Origin of the sequence: Salinicola sp. MH3R3-1 (genome assembly GCF_001937155.1) — a bacterium.
GTDB classification, from domain to species: domain Bacteria; phylum Pseudomonadota; class Gammaproteobacteria; order Pseudomonadales; family Halomonadaceae; genus Salinicola; species Salinicola halophyticus.
Genome location: NZ_MSDP01000016.1, coordinates 65,963 through 83,444, shown reverse-complemented (window position 1 = coordinate 83,444; position 17,482 = coordinate 65,963). Strand labels below are relative to the sequence as shown.

The window sequence follows — 17,482 nt, the reverse complement described above, 5'->3', positions numbered from 1 at the left end:
CGCCAATGGCCGGGCTCTCCGAACGAGAAACGGACTCCCGAACTGAAGTGTCACCCGCTGACTCTCCTGTCCGGGTCAGCGCTTTTTTCCCGAATCGCCTCCGGTCAGCTTGCGCAGGACGGCGGTCATGCGCCAGGAACGGCTTTTCAGAATTTTGTCGCTGCGTTCCTTGAAATTATCGGCACGCAGTTTCTGTCGATCCGCGGTCTCCTGCAGACGTGCCACCTTGCGCTGCTGGCCTCGCAACTCCTGCTTGAGCTTCTTGATCTCTTCGCGCTGCTTCGCGTCATCGACTGCACTCGCTTTCGGGCGCTCCCGGAACGCCTTGAGCAGCTTCTCGAGCTCTTTTTCGTTGCTCTTAAGCAGCTCGCCAAACCGCTTCTCCTTTTCCTTCAGTTTCTGATTATCGGTGTCACGCTGCTTGAGTTCGCGTTCGAGCCGATCATTCTCGCCGGCAAGCGCGTCTTTTGCCGTTTCCGACTCTGCAAACCGCGTATCGAACTGACGTTTGGCGTCTCGAAATCTCGTTTCGAGCTGGGCCAGTTTCTCTTTCTGATCCTTGACCTGCTGCTGAAGCTCGCGCTGCCTCTCACCATCGCGAGCCTGTTCCTCCTGGCGATGAATGACGTCCTGAAGCTCCTTGATACGCGCTTCTCTCGCCTTGACGAGCTCTTTCTCCAATCGCTCCAGACGAGCGCTGGCTTGCTTGTTCTCTTCCATGATTTGTTCCGCTTCCTTTCCCTGCTTTTGCGTCAGCGTCTTCAATTTTTTCTCGCTGCTTGCCAGCTCTCGCTCGAGCTCTGCAATGCGCACCGTTTTCCGTTTCGTCTGTCGATCTCGGACCTCAAGCATCCGCCGACGCGCATCCGCCAGCCGATTGACCATGGCCAATTGCAGAACCAGGTCTCCGGTTTCGCCGAGTCGTGACACGACCTGACCCTGCTGATCCGAGGATCTTGCCTCGTCCAGCAAGCCTTGACTGGCCTCACGACTCTCTTTGACCTCGGCCTGCTGGATGAACCACTCATGCGCGCGCTGGAAGCTGCGTCCGTCGCCGTCGGTCTGACTCCAGATCGGCACGCCCGTTGCATCGCCGTACCGGGACAATTGAGACATCGCCGCCAGCGTGAAGGCAACGTAATCCATCGGGTTGGCGCGATCGAGCTCGGCCGGCAACGAACCGTCGAGGTCGACCTGATCTTCCCGCCGCGTGACAGCCACCTCGGTCGCGATGTATTGCACGAGCGAGTCGTCTCCGACGAACCAGGCGTAAGCGAGACACTGCAGATCGTACCAAAGCGCGACATTGTTGCTCGCCTTGCCGGCGGCCAGCCCCTTGTCGCTGGTCCGAAACCACGCGAGCAGTTCACGGAACCACTCTCTCAGCGCTGCCGAGAGCGATGCCGGCAAGGCGTCGGCGCCTTCCAGCAGCAGGATCGATTCGGTGACGTAGATCAGATGCCGCGCTTCGATCAGGCCGCTCGGCTGTAAGCCAGATCGACCTGGGATGATCTGAGCGAACTGGAAATGCGCAGACTGACGCGACTCGGGGGTGACGAACCAGGCTTCGAGCTGTGCCACGGCGCGCTCGCGATACGCGGTGTCTCCCGTGAACCAGGTCGCAAGAGAGAGCACCTGAAGCGACTCCGCCAGGAATACCAGTCGGCTGGCATCGAAATGATCGGCGTAACAGGCGGGGTTGACCTCGCCATCACGGCGTATATAAGGCGCCCCGTCATCCGCGGCCGGATCGGGCCACCAGTACTTGGCCAGACTGCGATAGTCGTTAGGGAACTCGCCGTTGGGGGCCTCGCCGCTGGGAGACTCGCCGCCCGCCACCGGACCCTTGTCGGTCACACGCACGACTGGCTGGTCGAGAATGGCGTCGGCGCGCGCCTGCAGACTCCGGACGATCTCCAGCGCCTCGGCGTCGCCTTGACGATAAAGCGCCGCCAGCTCCGCAAGCTGACGGCCGTCGAGCAGGACGGTCGGCGGCATGCGATCGTCGGACACGGGAGCGGCAAGCCGCCTGCGCCATTGGTAGCCGGCCGAAAGGCCGCTACAGAGGCTGAGAAAAAGGGCCTTTTCGATCGCCAGCATGGCTCTGTTCCTTCCTTGGCAAGTCCTGGATGGGCCTCGATGAGAGATCAGTGGTCGATTCAGCGTCTCTCAGCCGGCCCTCCTTTAAGAATTCTGTAAATCTCCGGCATTTCTGCCATCCAGAGCCGGCACTGTATCACCCCGGCGATCAGGCGGTAGCGCCTGGGCTGATCGCGCCGGCACCATAGCCGCTTCAATGGCAACAACGGCGGCGCGAGCGCATAGGCGATTCTGGCCCAGCGTTTCCAGCCTCGGCTGCGGGTGATCTGCCCCCCTCTCACCCGACACGTTTTACGCAGAACTTCATCGAACCCGGATCGCGCGGGGTGATGAACGCGGGCGAGCGGCTGATATTTCAGCGCGTAACCATGACGTCGAGCCTTGAGACAGAAAAGCCGATCCCCGCCGGAAAAGGCAGCAGCATCAAAAGCGCCGACATGGCGAAAGACGTCGGCCGCAACCGCGAGATTGGCGGTTGCGCCGAACCCACGGTCTGCATACTCCCGTTGAGGAATGCCCTTGACCAGATCATAGATTTCCGCCCAGCCCGGATGCGGCTCGCTGGGGACCATGACGACGTCCCCGCTGATCAATCCCGGATCTTCTCCGCAATCATCGATAGCCGCCGACAGCTGCTCCAGCCAGTCGTTTTCCGGCTGGCAATCCGCATCGGTGAAGACGAACCAGTGCGTTTCGTCGATCCAGCGATCCACGGCCAGATTGCGGGCAGCGTAGGAACCGGGGGTGCGGCATTCGAGCACCTCAACATTACCCTTCACGAAGCCACTGGCATCGAAGTCCTGTTCGTTGTTGACTAGCACAATCCGGAAGCGATCAACGGGCAGCGTCTGACCACGCAGGCATTCGAGTAGCTTTTCCACCATCTGCCATTGACGATAGACAGGGACCACTATCGTCAGCATCTTCTTGTAAACCACCTGCTTCCGAAACGTTGCATTGGGCTCTCTCGAAACCTTGCCAAGGCAGCCAGACGATACCGACTTTACTTCGTTACCCTCGTCGGCCGCATCACTACTGCCATGCGGTTCCTGGAGCCAATATTCGTCTTCGGAGGAAGTCACGGGACGCGCAGACCATGCCGCGCGAGTCCTATGAATAATGTCACAGCGAGTATCGGCGCGCGTAACAAGCAGCTAACATGGTGCCACATCCCAAGCTCGTCGCACACCGCAGCCGCCCTATCCGTTTCCCGGAACACCCCATGCTCGTACCGTCACTGCCCATTGCCTGGCACGCCAACAAAACGACGCGCTGGTGCCATGCCATCGGCCTGATTTCGCTCTTCTGCTATCTATCGACCTGGGTCCTGGCCTTCGATTTCTCGCGCAGTTTCGAACCGCTGCTAATGTTGACCTACGTCGTCGCTTTGGCGAGCCAACCAAGGCGCGGTAGCGCTTTTCTCGACCCGTTATGGGTGTTGCTGGGCTTATGGCTACTCGTTCAGCTGGTCACGTTGCCTCCAGCGATGGCGCTGTTTCCCGACTATGCCGGCGGCCAGATAGACGATATGCGGGGGTTTACGAAAGTCTTCATGATTCTCCCCATCGCCTGGATTCTGGCCGGGCGAACCTCGCTGACGCTCGCGGCACTGGCCGTGCTGATCGTGGGTATGGTGGTCGGATCGCTAGTCCGCGGGGAGCCACCCCACGAGCTGATGCAGCTCATGGCGGCAGGCGAGCGCCCCACGCTGGGATTCAAGAATTGGCAGCACGCCGGCGTCTGTGCCGGCGTCATCATGATCGCCCAGGCCTGCCTCGCGCGGCGCTTCTTCCGCGCCACCGCGAGCCCGCACGGATGGCGCCAGGGTCTGGCGCGGTTTGCTTTTTTGTTGATCGCGATCTGGGCTGTCGCCGCCTGGACTTTCAGCATGACGCGGGCGGCCTGGCTGGGGATCCTGGTGGTCGTCGGCGTGGCGCTGCTGGGCGCGCTTTTGGCCTGGCGCCGCGGGCTGACCGACCAGGGCAATCTGAACTGCTACCTGATCGTCGCGATCCTATGCGGCATCCTGATCACGCTCGCCGTGGCCATGGCTTTCGGCGACCGTATCGTTCAGCGGCTGAGCGCCGAGCACGAAGTGATCGGTGCGGTCCTGCGCGGCGATCTCAGTGCCGTTCCGAGCAGCAGTATCGGTTTCCGCATTCATGCCTGGCACTACGCGTTTCAGCTATTCCAGGAAAAGCCCTGGTTCGGCTGGGGGCCCAAGAGCCACATTCCTCTGCTGCTGGAAAGCACCAATCCCGTCGAGGATACGACGCTGAGCGCGGTGGTCGAGCGAAGCGGCCTGCGCCACTTCCACAGCAGCTACGTCACGCTGCTCATCGCTAACGGCGCGGTGGGCGCACTTCTCTACGTGACGACCATCGCGGCGGTCGGAACCGCCGCCTGGACGAGCTGGAAACGTCGTCTGATGCCGACCGATATCGCCATTTTCCTCGCGCTGTTCTTCCTGTTCTGGGCAGTGGTCAACGCCTTCGAGAGCTATGTTTCCTACTCCACCGGTATCTATCTCGTCGGCGCAATCGGCGCGATCGCCTACACCTACCGAATGCGTGAACGCCTGGACCGTTTAGAGCGTTCTAGCGCCGCGTCTCGGTCGCCGTCTCTACCATGAGCGATACTCGCCTCTTCCGCTCGCTGCGAATCTACAACTACCGGGTCTGGACGGCCGGCGCGCTGGTTTCCAATATCGGCACCTGGATGCAGCGCGTCGCCCAGGATTGGCTGGTGCTCACGGTGCTCACCGATCACAACGCCAGCGCCGTGGGCATCACCATGGCACTGCAGTTCGGCCCGCAGCTGTTGCTGTTGCTGTTGCCGTTCACCGGCTACGCGGCGGACCGCTTCGACCGCCGTCGGCTGATCATGCTGACCCAGGCATTGCTGGGCCTGCTGGCGCTGGGTCTCGGTCTAGTCACCATCACCGGCGTGGTAACGCTATGGCAGGTCTATGCGTTCGCCCTCGGCCTCGGCTGCGTCACCGCCTTCGACGGCCCGGCTCGCCAGGTATTCGTCAATGACCTGGTTGGCGAGCGCTATCTCGCCAACGCCGTCGCGCTCAACTCTACCTCATTCAACAGCGCCCGCATGATCGGCCCGGCAGTGGCCGGCATTCTGATCGCCGCCATCGGCACCGGCTGGGTGTTTCTGATCAACGCCGGCTCGTTCGCCGCGGTGCTTGGCTCGCTGTTCCTGCTGCGCACCGGCGAGCTCTACACTTCACTGAAGCCCGGTCGCCGCGCTGGCGGCCTGCTGGAAGGTTTTCGCTACGTGTGGCGCCGCCCCGATCTGAAGGCGATGATGGTCATGCTGTTTTTGATCGGCACCTTCGGCTTCAATTTTCCGATCTACATCTCGACGATGTCGGTCTCCATCTTCCACGGCGGCGCCGACCAGTACGGCGTGCTCACCTCGGCCCTGGCGATCGGTTCGGTGGGCGGCTCGCTGATGGCCGCCCGTCGCGAACAGCCGAAAATGCGGCTGCTGGCCGTCTCGACTCTCGCTTTCGGCGTCTTTTGCGCCTTCGCGGGGGCGGCGCCCAACGTGGTCGTTTTCGCCGCCATGCTGACGCTGACCGGCTTCACCGCGCTGACCTTCAATACGGCGTCCAACGCCTTGATGCAGTTGACGACCGATCCCGCCATGCGCGGACGGGTCATGGCACTGAGAATGGCAGTAATCATGGGCGGCACGCCGCTCGGCGCGCCGATCGTCGGCTGGCTGGCCGACCACGCCGGACCGCGCTGGGCGATGATGGTGGCTGCCGCTTCCGGCTTGATCGCAGCGGCGGTCGCCGCACGATTGATCCTGCAGCAACGGCGTCGCCAGTCTTCAGTGGATTGACCGCGAACCCCGCGACGAATCTTCTCCAAATCCCAACCCGTCACTCAGGACTCCGTCATGGCGCCTTCATCCCCGAGCGCGACGAATACGCTTTCGGCTTCCCCCTTGAGCGAGCACGCTCAGCCTCCATCGGTACCGCGCCGTCTGATCATCCTGCTGGCAATCAGCGCCGGGCTCAGCGTGGCGTCGCTCTACTACGTGCAGCCGCTGCTCGGCATTCTGGCCGCGGATATCGATATCGACGCGCGCACGGCCGGCCTGATTCCGACGTTGACGCAGCTCGGCTACGCGCTGGGCATTCTGTTGCTGATTCCGTTGGGTGATCGCGTCGATCGCCGCCGCCTGATCGTGTTCAAGGCCGCGCTGCTGGCCTTGGCGCTACTAGCAACCGCGCTGGCGCCGTCGATCGCGACGCTGCTGGTGGCTAGCCTGGCCGTGGGCCTGACCGCCACCATCGCCCAGGACATCGTGCCCGCCGCCGCCATGCTGGCTGCCGACCGCGAGCGCGGCAAGGTCGTCGGCACCGTCATGACCGGCCTGCTGCTAGGCATTCTATTGTCGCGTGTCGTCAGCGGCGTGGTGGCCGAGGCGTTGGGCTGGCGCGCCATGTTCTTCATCGCCACGGGGTTGATCGTGCTGATCGGCGTGGCGCTGTGGCGTGGCCTGCCGCGGTTCGAGTCGACCTCGAGTCTCAGCTATCGCGCGCTGCTGGCGACGCTCTATCACCTCTGGCGCGATCAGCCGGAGCTACGTCGCGCTGCCACCGCGCAGGCGCTGCTCTCGGTCGCTTTCAGTGCCTTCTGGTCGACACTCTCGATCCATCTGCTCGACGCCTATCAACTGGGTAGCGCGGTCTCCGGTGCGTTCGGGCTGGCCGGCGCCGCCGGAGCGCTGGCTGCCCCGCTCGCCGGGCGCATGGCCGATCGCCGCGGCCCGCATCAGGTCACGCGGATCGGCAGCGCGATCGTGGTGGTCTCGTTTCTGGCAATGGCCGCCGAACCCTGGCTGTCGGCACCATGGGCTTTGGGACTGATCGTGATCGGCGCGCTGGGCTTCGATTTCGGCATCCAGGCCACGCTCGTCTCCCACCAGACGTTGATCTACGGGCTCGACCCCGCCGCCCGCAGCCGGCTCAACGCGGTCATGTTCACGCTCGTCTTCATCGGCATGGCGGTAGGGTCCGCGCTAGGCAGCTACCTGCTCGGTGCGTGGGGTTGGTCGGGCGTGATCGCGCTGGCCACGGTATCGGCACTGGGCGCCCTGATGATTCGCCTGGTCGCTAGAACGCCGACGCCCGCTTCTAGCTAAGCGCTAAGCACAGATGATAGAACGCCGCCGATTGTCGGCGGCGTTCCATCATTTGCATCAAAGTGACAGGCCTAGGCGCGTCGTTCTGCCAAACATCAGCTCCCTATACCCAAATACGACAACCCTCAAAGTTGGGCCTCGATCGCCAGCTTGTCGATTATCGACCAAACCTCTGCAATTTTTCCGTTGTTGAAGGCGTAGAAGACATTCTCGGTAAAAAGCACCTTCTTGCCGTTCACTTGCAGGCCGAGGAAGTTTCCTCTGGGCGTACAGTGAAAGCGAAGCCGGCTGGCGACGCTTTGCGCGTCAGCAACCAGCAGCTGAATCTCGAAGTGAAGGTCGGGGATTTCCGAGAAGTCCCTTTCCAGCATTTCACGGTAACCCGAGAGCCCGATTGGGCGGCCATTGTGATGTACGCCATCATCGACGAATACGCCTAGATTCGGCCAATCCTGTCCATTGAGACACGCGATATAGCGTCGGTAGAGAGTGGAAAGCTCTTCTTCGGTCATGCCGTTATTCCGTAGTCGAGAAAGCGAGGATCGTGATACTTGAGAGCCTGGCGCGCGCGGCCTCCGCGCTCCAGCAGGAAGAAGCGAATTTTTCCGATATTCTCTGCGATGCCCCGTCGTTGACGATCATACCGGTATCTGTCGAGCATGAGGGTTAGGCGATCTCGAACGTCTGGAGTGCAATGAGGTCGTGCGAAACGCCGCCGGTCGTGACCGGCGGCGCGGTCTCACTCAGGGGCAGGAGATCCCTTGCCGGGCACCAAGCCCATCTTCTCCAGCGTCAAGGTTTCATCGGCGCGCCCCCAGCCACCATCGGCGACCTCCTCCACCAACACCATGGTGTAGGGGCGAACCGCTTCACCGAAATACTCGACGAACATTTCTGTCGTCCGATGAATGATCTCTTCCTTACGCGCGTGATCGAGAAGACCCACCGGAAGTTTATAGTTAGCAAATGGCATCAGGATTCTCCATTGAATGGCGTCAAACCATGCCGCCGTTGACGCGCAGGATCTGACCATTGATCCAGCGGCCCTGCGGCCCGGCCAGGAACGAGACAACGTCGGCGATTTCGTCGGGCTGGCCCAAACGTTCGAACGGTGACAGGTTGGCGATCGACTGGACCTGTTCTTCGCTCTTGCCTTCGAAGAACAGCTCGGTGCCCACCGGCCCGGGCGCCAAGGCGTTGACGGCGATCTCGCGACCCCGCAGCTCGTTGGCCAGAACTTTTACCAGGCCTTCGACGCCTGCCTTGCTGGCGATATAGGCCCCGTAGCCGGGGAACGACTTGCCCAGCACCGAGGAGGAGAACGCGATGATACGACCGCCCTCTTGCAGCACCTCGGCGGCCTTCGCCATCACCAGCCAGCTGCCGCGCAGGTTGGTCGCCAGCGTCCTGTCGAGAATCTCGACGTTGTCGACGGTCATCGTTGCCATCTGCATCATGCCGGCATTGTTGACCACCACGTCGAGCCGCCCGAATGTCGCCAGCGTCTGCTCGAACAACTGCGTGACGGCGCTCGTCTCGGCGATATCGGCCTGGACCGCCAAAGCGCGGCCACCCTCGATTTCGATATCGGCAACGACCTGCTCGGCGAGCGTCTTGTTGCCGGCGTAATTGACCACCACGGCGAAGCCATCGGCGGCCAGCTGCAGCGCGATAGCACGGCCGATGCCCCGAGAGGCGCCGGTGACCAGGGCGACTTTTTGTACGGTATTCGTCATCAATCGACTCCTATTGCTTTCCGGTAAACAGTGATTTCAGGAACATGCCTGGCAACCGCGCTTTGGGGGCGAACAGGCCAAGCGAACCAGAACCAGTATTGGTGTTTCTTTGAAATGAATAAATCGACTAATCTGCCAACACTATTCAGCACAGGCCAATAATCTCGATGGACAGATTCGAGGCGATGACGCTCTTCGTGCGCATCGTGGAAAGCGGCAGTTTCACTCGAGCGGCCAACGCGCTGGATATTCCCCGTGCCACGGCGACGCTGGCGATTCAGCAACTGGAAGCCCGGCTCGGCGTGAGGTTGCTGGAACGCACCACGCGTCAGGTCCGCCCGACACCCGAAGGCGAGGCCTTCCACGAACGCTGCGTGCATCTTCTGGCGGAACTCGAGGATGCCGAGGCCATTCTGCAGCCGGTCGCGGACAGCCCGCGGGGGGTATTGCGTGTGGAGCTGCATGGCACGCACGCCAGCCGAATCGTGCTGCCGCGGCTAGACGCCTTCCACGCGCGCTACCCCGCACTCGAGCTAGTCATCACCACGGGCGATCGACGTGTCGATCTGGTCGGGGAAGGGATCGACTGCGCGCTGCGCAGCGGCGAACCCGAGGATTCCAGCCTGATCGCCCGGCACCTGGCGACACTGGAGCAGGTCATCTGCGCGAGCCCGGACTACCTGGCACGGATGGGCACGCCGAGCACGCCCGACACGCTCCGCAACCATCACGGCATTCATTTCGTCTCCGGGTTCAAGGCCCCGGACAGGACCCTCGACGTGATCGTCGACGGCGAGACACGTGCCTTCACCACCGGCGGCTGGCTGACCGTCAACGATGCGGAGAGCTACGCGGTGAGCGCCGTGGAAGGCTTCGGGCTGATCCAGTTACCCCGCTTCAGCCTGGCGTCTCATCTTGCCAGCGGCGCGCTGGTGGAAATTCTGCCCGAGTGGCAAAAGCCGACCCTGCCGCTTTACGCGGTCTACCCGCAGCGGCGCCAGCTCTCGCCCAGAGTTCGCGTCTTTCTGGAGTGGGTGACGACGCTCTACGCTGACTGTTTCGGCGACAACCGCCATGCCACTTCGACGAACCGCGTGACGCCGGCCTCGCGAAAGTTGAGCGATGACTGAAGCACGTCTTTTCTCGACAGCTCCTCGAGCGTGTAGCGAGAGGCATAATGCCGTTTGATTTCGGCGGGTAGCACCGGGAACGGCGGGCCATCCTTCTCGGCGGGGTCGTATTCGAAGGTGATCAACAACTGCGGCGCGGCATCGCTCAGCCCCAGTATCTGCTCGGCATAGCCGGACCGCATAGCGGGCGGCAACGCCACCATTGCGGCGCGATCATAAACTAGATCGATCGGGCCTATTTCCACCGGTCTCAGATCCTGCGCCGTCAATTGGAAGATATCGCCCTGAAACACGGTCAGACCGGCATGCTGCCAGCGTCGGCCATCGGCCCACTCATCAATCACGGGTTCGACCTTCAATTCCTCGAACAGCTGGGCGACCGCGATCTCGCTCAGTTCGGCGCCGACCACGCGATAGCCTTGATCGAGCAGCCAGCCGATATCCAGCGTCTTGCCGCAGAGCGGAAGAAAGATCCGCGCACCGGCCTGCAGTCCGAAATTCGCCAGGTTGCGCTTGAGAATCGGATGAACGAAGGCGAGATGAAAGCCGAGCTGATCGCTTTCCCACCGCGCCTGCCAGAAATCGTGCTGCATATCGCCGCCTCCTTCGTCGATCGAATCTGGAGCTTAACCGCTTTTGTTCGAGCCGGCTGCTCGCCCAGGCATGAGCTTTTCAGGCACCGCTCTTACCGGAACCCTGCCCCCTCCCATGACGTTGCCGAGTTACCAAGCCCCGCTGGGCAGAAAAATATCAGCCATGACAGTGATATATAAACATCTAGATAAAAAACCCAAATCCTAATTAAAGCTTGCCACCCGCCGAGCCGATGACTAGCCGCGAATCCAGCGGTCGCTGGGTGCGGAATCGTCTGGGTATCAGCGGGCTGAAAGAGTCCATCTGACATCGACCAGGAAGACGGCTCTGCCATTACCGTGACGCCAATTTTTGGCCGATACCCGAGGACTACCCCATCAAACGCTCGACACTGACTCGCTCGCTACTCTTCACGGGGGCCGCACTGACGGCCGTGACACTTAGCGGCTGCGCGACGACGCGTGGCCCCGGGCTGGGAACGGCGCTGGACGCCTCCACCACCGCCTACGCCCTGGATCACGGATATACAGAGGCCAACCCGATACTCTCGCCCATCGGCGATCCGTACCTGTCAGCGCTGGCGGTCATTGGGGTGAAGCAAGGCATCAAGTATTCGCTGCATGAATATGCCGGCGTCGATGAAGCATGCGCCCATTACGGCGTGGAAACGGCCGCCATGGGGGCGGGCGGCTGGAACCTGGCCGTGCTGGCGGGCGCCGCGACGGGGCCCGGCCTGATCGCGGGACTGCTGCTCGGGGCCGGGTACTGGCTGTGGGCCGACGGCGAGGAAGCCTGCCGTTGATCTCAGCTCTGGACGGACCGACAGACGTTCATGCCGCAGTCTCTCCTTCATCGCCGGTGGCGTACCCGCGGGCGATATCCCGGTGGCTGATCACGACCACATCTCTGGGCCACCATTCCGGATGCTCGTCGCGGATGAAGGCGAGCAGCTTCTCCCTGACACTGACTTCGGCGGCCCAACCCGAAAGCGGATCGACCGTCATCAGATAGCAGGTCACGGTCTGCGCCGGACCGGTCTGGTCGGTCACGCAGCAGAGCAGCTTGTGATGCTCGATGACGTTGCCTTCCGCCTTGGCGTACTCGAGGAACTTGTCCCGCAGAATCGAGATATCGGCGCTCAGATGTAGCGTCAGCGCCAGACTCCGGTACTCCTTGGTGCTCTTGGAGGAGAGGTTCTCGAACGCTTTCGACGCGAAATAGGTGACCGGCACGATCAGCCGTCGCTCGTTCCAGAGTCGCAGCCGAATATGGGTGTAGAAGATTCCCTCGACGTAACACCATTGGCCTTCGAACATCACCAGGTCGCCGACCCGGATCGGTTTCGCCAAGGACAGCTGGAACGACGACAGAATATTGCCGAGCACGGCCTGACCGGCCACACCCACCAGTACCGCGAGCACGCTGGCCGAAGCCAGAATCGACAGCCCCATCGTCTCGAAAAGCTGAATCTGCCCCAGCACGTAGAGCGTGACCGCCGTCACCAGAATCAGAATGATGATCCGCCGCACCGCGTAAAGCGTGGTCAGCAGCTTGCGATCGTCCTGGGGCTTGGAATCGTCGATCTGGCCGGCAAGACGGCGCGTCATCTTCAGCATCATGGTATCGACCAGACGCAACCCGACGGCCCCGGTGCCCCAGGCCAGAATCGCGATCAGCACGACTCGCAGCGTAATGGTGGCCGCCGCCGAAAAGGAGACGACGTAATCGAGCAGCGCCTGCGTCAGCAGCGACATCACGATGAGCGCCACAGGCCCGCGAATCTGCTTGGCGAAGATGCTCGGCGAGCCGGAAGGCAACCAGCGCGTCACGACTTCGATCAACCGGTAGACGCCCTTGCCGATCAGCGCGATGCCCAGCAGTACCAGCGGGATGGCGATCCACTCCCAGATACGGAGCAACCCGAAGGAGTGCTTGAGGCTTTCGGGGATATGGCGCTCGAACGCCCGCGGGCCATACTCTTCATAGAGCGGCGGGATCGCTGCCACGCTTTCGGGCTTGATCAGCCAGACCGGCTCCTCGTTCCCGACCTGATAGCGACCCAGCCGGATGTCGTAGGTGTCGCCATCTGCCTCGAGAGACGCCAGCTCGATATCCCGGCGCGGCTCGCCGGCATGAGGGCTCTCTCCGGTAGGATCCTCGATGGCAGCATCCTGACGCCCCGACAGACGGGAAATCCGGATCGACTTGCCCCGCTGAAATATCTCGGAGAGCTGCTGCGCCAGTTCGGCACCCCGTCCGCGCTGCTCCGCTGGCGTCAGATCGGCCAGATTGAGGAGATGTGCCGCCGCCTCGAAGTCGCCCTTGTCGGTCAGGTCGCGAAAGCTGCGCATCGCTTCCCGGGGCGTTCTGAGAGAAACGGATCCCGACGTCTGGCTCAGCCCGGCGTTGAGCGAATCGACCCGGTACCACTGTTGGCCGCCGCTCTCGTCCTGCGACTGTGCCAGACATAGACCGGAAACCAGCAACATCGATACGGCCACCAACCATTGCCGCCATGAGCCCATTGTTTTCATCCGCGCGTCACCGATCTCGTGAATCGTCCATTTATATCCGTCGGATCATCCCGCCTTCGTCGGGGCGCGTCCATCACGTAGGTCAATCCCGCGAGCGGGATCGTCCCAACGATCAACCGCGCCCCTGGCGCCGGCAGCGCTCGGAACAGTAGACGACGTTCTCCCAGTCGCGCGCCCACTTCTTACGCCATGCGAAAGATCGCTGGCAAACGGGACAAACCTTGGTCGGCAGATTGGGTTTTTGATGGGGCATAACGCTTCGCATCTCGGTTGATCGGTAGCGATCCTGTGTCGCATTATCGTGACCGCAGGATTTTGCACTGATGCCCGCTTGCCCGCCAGTCGACTACACTGCAGTCGGGCACTCTGATATTCGCGCTGCGGATCCCCTGCTCGAGCGACGTCTGCGACCGACCGCAAAAGGAATTTGCCATGATAGCCACTGCCGAACGACCCGTCCGAACCGGGCCGAATCCACTCCATGGAATGTTGCTTGCCGGCGCCTTTCCCCTATTCCTGGGGGCCGCCCTGAGCGACTACATGTACTCGACGAGCTTCGAAATACTCTGGAGCACCTTTTCCTCCTGGCTGATTGCCGGCGGGCTGGTGTTCTGTGGTTTTGCGATGATCTGCGCACTGATCGGGATCTTTCGACCCGCCGGTAGTCGCGGCCTTTCCGTACTCTACTTCGTGTTGTTGCTGGTGACCTGGGTTCTCGGCTTTATCAATGCGCTGGTCCACGCCAGGGACGCCTGGGCGATGATGCCGACCGGGTTGGTCCTGTCGGTCGTCATCGCGGTGCTTTCCCTTATCGCCATCTGGATCGGATTCACCAGCCGCAAGACCGGAGGTCATTCATGAGACACACCAACCGATCTGCCCGCATGCGTTACGCCGCACCGCTTTCGATCCTGCTGCTGGCCGGCGGCGCCAACGCCGCTGAAGGGGAGCCGCAGTACGGCGCCAATCCGGATCTGCCCGACCCGCAGCGGGGGCTTCTGCCCAACATGGGCGTGCCCGAAAAGGCGCCCTGGGATGACAAGCTCCCCACGGTGCCGGATGGCTACAGCATCAAGGCCATCGCCACCGACCTCAAGATTCCGCGCCAGACGCTGGTGCTGCCGAACGGAGATATTCTGGTCGCCGAGGGTAGTGGCGGTCACGCGCCTAAAACGAAGCCGAAGGATTTTATCGCCGGCGTGATCAAGGCCAAGGGCAAGAGTTCGGTCAAGGGCGGCGATCGCTTGACGCTGCTACGCGACAGCGATGGGGACGGCACCTACGAGGAGCAGACGGTCTTCGCCGACGGCCTCGACGCGCCCTACGGCCTCGCCTTGGTCGATGACGAACTCTACGTCGCCAACCAGGGCTCGCTCGTCCGGTTCGATTACCAGGAAGGTCAGACCGAGGCCAGCGGCGACCCCGAAGTCGTGACCCCGCTTCCCGAGAAGATCAACCACCACTGGACCAAGTCGCTGGCGGCAAGTCCGGATGGCCAGACGCTCTACGTGGGTATCGGCTCTAACAGCAATATCACCGAGCGCGGCATGGAAGCGGAAGTCGACCGCGCCGAAATCTGGGAGATCGACGCCGAGACCGGCGCGCATCGCGCCTACGCCACCGGCGTGCGTAACCCCACGGCGCTGGCGATGCAGCCGGACACGGATCGACTCTGGGCCGTTGCCAACGAGCGCGACGAGCTAGGCCCTGAGCTGGTCCCCGACTATCTCACGTCGATTCAGGAAGGCGGTTTCTACGGCTGGCCCTACAGCTACTGGGGGCAGCACGTCGACCCGCGTGTGAAGCCGCAAGATCCGGACAAAGTGAAATCGGCCATCGCGCCCGATTACAGCTTGAGCTCGCACGTTGCCCCGCTCGGGCTCGCCTTCTCGACCGAAGCCGTCGGCGGTGAATTCACTGACGGCGCGTTCGTCGGCGAGCACGGCAGTTGGAACCGAGCGGATCCGAGGGGCTACAAGGTGGTGTTCGTACCGTTCCAGAACGGCGAACCGGCCGGTGACCCCATCGACTTCGTCTCCGGCTTCCTCACCGATGATGGCCGCACCCGTGGCCGCCCGGTCGGCGTGACCGTGGCGCCGGATGGCTCGGTGATCATCGCCGACGATCTGACCAACGCGGTGTGGCGCGTCACGCGGGACGGTGCCGGCTCGTCGCAGGGCCAAGGCACAACCGCCGGGACCTCCACCACGGCGACGGATAACGCAGCGTTCTCTGACAGTGAATCCACCGGGGACAACGATGACGCGACTGACGAAGCGACTGATGAAGCGTCCATGCAGCCCAATGAGGATGCGACCGGGGGAGAATCCGAGATGCCGAAGGAAGGATATTCCGGCGCCAACGAGGGTTCCGACTCCAACTGAACCTGTCGTCATTTCATGATGACTTGATGCAGTAATGCGTTAGCACGACACCCCGTCGGGATCTCTCCCTCGGGGTGTTTTTATTGATCTCCGCACTTCTCACTCCGCCGGCCCGAACGTCTCGAAATCGATCCGATCCGCATCGACACCGCTATCTTCAAGACCGGCGCTGATCTCGGCGAGAAACCGGGCCGGGCCGCAAAGCAGATAGCTCGCCTCTGGCCCCGCGCCGAGTGCGAGCAGCTGGTCTGCGGTGATTCGCCCTTGGATGTCGTAATCGACACCTGCCGTATCGCTCGGGCGCGGGGCGCTGTAGAAGACCCGCCGTGTCACGTTGTCGGATTGGCCTATCAATGCCTCGACCTCGGCCTGGAAGGCGTGCGTACCGCCGTGGCGCGTGGCGTGGACGAACCAGACCGGACGTTGCCCGTTCTCCGCCTCCACCACCACCGCGTGCAGCATCGCCAACATCGGCGTGATACCCACGCCAGCACTGACCAGCACCAGCGGCCCTTGCCGTGAGGGCAAGACGAATTCTCCCGCCGGCGGGCGTGCCGCGATTCGGCCGCCGATATCGATCCCGTCGTGCAGAAAACGCGACGCCGTGCCCTTCTCCTCGCGCTTGACGCTGATTCGGTACGTCTCGGCGGATGGCGACCCCGAGAGCGAGTAGCTGCGACCGACCCGTCCCGAGCGGTTCGAAATAGACTGGTGCGGTATCTCCAGCTCGACCGCCAGATGCTGGCCGGCTTCGAAGGGCGGAAGCGCGCGACCTTCGACATCGGCGAGATAGAAGGAAGTGATCTGATCGCTTTCGATCACTTTGCCAACGAGCGTCAGCCGCAGCGGGGCTTCGTCTTCCCGCCGCCACCGTAGCGCCAGCGCAGCCGGGCGGTCGACGATCTGTTCGACGCTCACTTCGATCCAGCGCTTGGCGTCAGGGTCACGGCTCTGATCCTGGCTCTCCTGCGCCGCCCAGTCGATGCGCGCCCGGCCGGTAATCTGCAGCATGCCGCCCGTCTCGAAATCGACGAACAGCAGCCCCACCCGGGGATCCTGGATCAGATTGCCGAGGGTGTTGAAGAAGTTGTTGCCGGCATAGTCCGGGATTCGCAGCGTCCCGTCTTCGGTGACATGAACGAAACCCGGTTCGCCGCCGCGGTGCGAGGCGTCGTAACCTCGATCGCTACCCTCCCCGCCCTCACGACTCGCGCTCACACCGAAACCGGAACCGATAAAGAAGGTATCTGCCGCAGCGATTCGCGCACGCTGTCCGCTATCGAGTTGCTTTGAGACGGCGGCGTCCGGCGCGGCCGCGACTTCGACGCGCCGCCACTCGCGCTCGCGAATATATTGCGGACAGTTGCCGAAGCTCTGTCGCACCTCGAGGCTCAGATTGTCACCGGCCGCACGAATGATTCCATTGAGCCGGTTGCGTCGACGCGTTGCGAGTTCGATACCCAGCAGACCCACGTCGGCGCCGGCAACGATCGCCGAGGCCAGCGGATCCTGGCCGCCGGGTGCTGCCGCCACGGCCAGCGTGCGGGCGTCGGGTGTTGTGATGAAACCCTCGTCGCCCTCAAGCAGCGTGACCCAGGGGCGCCCCTGCGAATCGCCGGCGGCCATGACGACGAAGGGCAACTGGGCGAAAAACGCCCGATGCTGCTCGGGCATGTGATCGCGGATGAAACGACCGGCCGAGCTGGCGATACTGGCCACCCCGGCTCGCCGCTGCGCCTCGAGTTCGCCTTCGTGGAACGGCGTCTCCTGGAAAGTCGTCTCTTGGGAAGGCATCGTTTCGTGTGTCATGACCGACCTCCGTTCGAACGTCCTCG

16 protein-coding genes are annotated in these 17,482 nt (G+C 62.6%); 7 read left to right on the top strand and 9 right to left on the bottom strand.

From position 1 onward, the window contains the following. Window positions 1–75: 75 nt before the first annotated feature. Both BTW08_RS10545 and BTW08_RS10540 read right to left on the bottom strand, forming a co-directional pair. Complete coding sequence (locus tag BTW08_RS10545) at window positions 76–2,100, bottom strand: alginate lyase family protein (RefSeq protein ID WP_075562485.1); 2,025 nt, start codon at window positions 2,098–2,100, stop codon at window positions 76–78. Window positions 2,101–2,159: 59 nt separating this feature from the next. Continuing rightward, complete coding sequence (locus BTW08_RS10540) at window positions 2,160–3,182, bottom strand: glycosyltransferase (RefSeq protein WP_139313632.1); 1,023 nt, start codon at window positions 3,180–3,182, stop codon at window positions 2,160–2,162. 140 nt (window positions 3,183–3,322) lie between these two features. On the opposite strand from BTW08_RS10540, the gene BTW08_RS10535 reads away from it, so the two are divergent. Genes BTW08_RS10535 through BTW08_RS18940 form a run of 3 tightly spaced genes read left to right on the top strand, consistent with a single transcriptional unit; the run spans window position 3,323 to window position 7,269 of the window. Continuing rightward, window positions 3,323–4,732, top strand: a complete 1,410-nt coding sequence (locus BTW08_RS10535) for an O-antigen ligase family protein (RefSeq protein WP_075562484.1) — start codon at window positions 3,323–3,325, stop codon at window positions 4,730–4,732. Next, complete coding sequence (locus tag BTW08_RS18945) at window positions 4,729–5,961, top strand: MFS transporter (protein WP_075562483.1); 1,233 nt, start codon at window positions 4,729–4,731, stop codon at window positions 5,959–5,961. The genes BTW08_RS10535 and BTW08_RS18945 overlap by 4 nt, the downstream gene beginning before the upstream one ends. Window positions 5,962–6,018: 57 nt before the next feature. Next, entirely contained in the window at window positions 6,019–7,269 is a 1,251-nt protein-coding gene (locus BTW08_RS18940; protein ID WP_139313631.1) for an MFS transporter, read from the top strand. Window positions 7,270–7,394: 125 nt separating this feature from the next. Here BTW08_RS18940 and BTW08_RS10520 read toward each other — a convergent pair whose 3' ends face one another. The 3 genes from BTW08_RS10520 to BTW08_RS10510 all read right to left on the bottom strand — a co-directional run bounded on the left by BTW08_RS10520 (window position 7,395) and on the right by BTW08_RS10510 (window position 9,005). After that, entirely contained in the window at window positions 7,395–7,781 is a 387-nt protein-coding gene (locus BTW08_RS10520; RefSeq protein ID WP_075562482.1) for an ester cyclase, read from the bottom strand. A 227-nt stretch (window positions 7,782–8,008) separates the two neighbouring features. After that, the gene (locus BTW08_RS10515) at window positions 8,009–8,242 is read right to left on the bottom strand and encodes a 4-oxalocrotonate tautomerase family protein (RefSeq protein WP_075562481.1); all 234 of its coding nucleotides are present in this window, start codon (window positions 8,240–8,242) and stop codon (window positions 8,009–8,011) included. A gap of 22 nt (window positions 8,243–8,264) precedes the next feature. Then, window positions 8,265–9,005, bottom strand: a complete 741-nt coding sequence (locus BTW08_RS10510; RefSeq protein ID WP_075562480.1) for an SDR family oxidoreductase — start codon at window positions 9,003–9,005, stop codon at window positions 8,265–8,267. A 167-nt stretch (window positions 9,006–9,172) separates the two neighbouring features. Here BTW08_RS10510 and BTW08_RS10505 point away from each other — a divergent pair, with 167 nt between their 5' ends. Continuing rightward, window positions 9,173–10,135 carry a LysR family transcriptional regulator gene (locus BTW08_RS10505; RefSeq protein ID WP_083627814.1) on the top strand — a complete coding sequence of 321 codons (963 nt, stop codon included), beginning with the start codon at window positions 9,173–9,175 and terminating at the stop codon, window positions 10,133–10,135. On the opposite strand, the gene tmpT is transcribed toward BTW08_RS10505, so the two are convergent. After that, complete coding sequence (gene tmpT / locus BTW08_RS10500) at window positions 10,051–10,728, bottom strand: thiopurine S-methyltransferase (RefSeq protein ID WP_075562479.1); 678 nt, start codon at window positions 10,726–10,728, stop codon at window positions 10,051–10,053. The two genes, BTW08_RS10505 and tmpT, sit on opposite strands and share 85 nt — an antisense overlap. A 434-nt stretch (window positions 10,729–11,162) precedes the next feature. Here tmpT and BTW08_RS10495 point away from each other — a divergent pair, with 434 nt between their 5' ends. Continuing rightward, entirely contained in the window at window positions 11,163–11,531 is a 369-nt protein-coding gene (locus tag BTW08_RS10495; RefSeq protein ID WP_075562478.1) for a hypothetical protein, read from the top strand. Window positions 11,532–11,559: 28 nt separating this feature from the next. Here BTW08_RS10495 and BTW08_RS10490 read toward each other — a convergent pair whose 3' ends face one another. Together BTW08_RS10490 and BTW08_RS10485 are read right to left on the bottom strand one after the other, a co-directional pair. Continuing rightward, on the bottom strand, window positions 11,560–13,263 hold the full coding sequence (locus BTW08_RS10490; protein ID WP_075562477.1) for a mechanosensitive ion channel family protein: 1,704 nt from the start codon (window positions 13,261–13,263) through the stop codon (window positions 11,560–11,562). Window positions 13,264–13,375: 112 nt separating this feature from the next. Further along, window positions 13,376–13,516 (bottom strand): DUF2256 domain-containing protein, encoded by a 141-nt coding sequence (locus BTW08_RS10485; protein WP_075562476.1) that lies wholly within the window; start codon window positions 13,514–13,516, stop codon window positions 13,376–13,378. Between the two features lie 179 nt (window positions 13,517–13,695). Between BTW08_RS10485 and BTW08_RS10480 the strand changes: the two genes are divergently transcribed. Both BTW08_RS10480 and BTW08_RS10475 read left to right on the top strand, forming a co-directional pair. Next, window positions 13,696–14,124, top strand: coding sequence for a DUF2231 domain-containing protein (locus BTW08_RS10480; protein ID WP_075562475.1), 429 nt, complete (start codon window positions 13,696–13,698; stop codon window positions 14,122–14,124). Continuing rightward, window positions 14,121–15,647: a sorbosone dehydrogenase family protein gene (locus tag BTW08_RS10475; protein WP_083627813.1), complete on the top strand. Its 1,527-nt coding sequence runs from the start codon at window positions 14,121–14,123 to the stop codon at window positions 15,645–15,647. Before BTW08_RS10480 ends, BTW08_RS10475 begins: the two co-directional genes overlap by 4 nt. Before the next feature lie 99 nt (window positions 15,648–15,746). Here BTW08_RS10475 and BTW08_RS10470 read toward each other — a convergent pair whose 3' ends face one another. After that, the gene (locus BTW08_RS10470; protein ID WP_210403235.1) at window positions 15,747–17,456 is read right to left on the bottom strand and encodes a pyridoxamine 5'-phosphate oxidase family protein; all 1,710 of its coding nucleotides are present in this window, start codon (window positions 17,454–17,456) and stop codon (window positions 15,747–15,749) included. Window positions 17,457–17,482: the final 26 nt, after the last annotated feature.

Bases quoted from the DNA above. Each gene is read 5' to 3' on its own strand.
- BTW08_RS10545 (WP_075562485.1), bottom strand. From the start codon at position 2,100: ATGCTGGCGATCGAAAAGGCCCTTTTTCTCAGCCTCTGTAGCGGCCTT.
- BTW08_RS10535 (WP_075562484.1), top strand. From the start codon at position 3,323: ATGCTCGTACCGTCACTGCCCATTGCCTGGCACGCCAACAAAACGACG.
- BTW08_RS18945 (WP_075562483.1), top strand. From the start codon at position 4,729: ATGAGCGATACTCGCCTCTTCCGCTCGCTGCGAATCTACAACTACCGG.
- BTW08_RS18940 (WP_139313631.1), top strand. From the start codon at position 6,019: ATGGCGCCTTCATCCCCGAGCGCGACGAATACGCTTTCGGCTTCCCCC.
- BTW08_RS10520 (WP_075562482.1), bottom strand. From the start codon at position 7,781: ATGACCGAAGAAGAGCTTTCCACTCTCTACCGACGCTATATCGCGTGT.
- BTW08_RS10515 (WP_075562481.1), bottom strand. From the start codon at position 8,242: ATGCCATTTGCTAACTATAAACTTCCGGTGGGTCTTCTCGATCACGCG.
- BTW08_RS10510 (WP_075562480.1), bottom strand. From the start codon at position 9,005: ATGACGAATACCGTACAAAAAGTCGCCCTGGTCACCGGCGCCTCTCGG.
- BTW08_RS10505 (WP_083627814.1), top strand. From the start codon at position 9,173: ATGGACAGATTCGAGGCGATGACGCTCTTCGTGCGCATCGTGGAAAGC.
- tmpT (WP_075562479.1), bottom strand. From the start codon at position 10,728: ATGCAGCACGATTTCTGGCAGGCGCGGTGGGAAAGCGATCAGCTCGGC.
- BTW08_RS10490 (WP_075562477.1), bottom strand. From the start codon at position 13,263: ATGAAAACAATGGGCTCATGGCGGCAATGGTTGGTGGCCGTATCGATG.
- BTW08_RS10485 (WP_075562476.1), bottom strand. From the start codon at position 13,516: ATGCCCCATCAAAAACCCAATCTGCCGACCAAGGTTTGTCCCGTTTGC.
- BTW08_RS10480 (WP_075562475.1), top strand. From the start codon at position 13,696: ATGATAGCCACTGCCGAACGACCCGTCCGAACCGGGCCGAATCCACTC.
- BTW08_RS10475 (WP_083627813.1), top strand. From the start codon at position 14,121: ATGAGACACACCAACCGATCTGCCCGCATGCGTTACGCCGCACCGCTT.
- BTW08_RS10470 (WP_210403235.1), bottom strand. From the start codon at position 17,456: ATGACACACGAAACGATGCCTTCCCAAGAGACGACTTTCCAGGAGACG.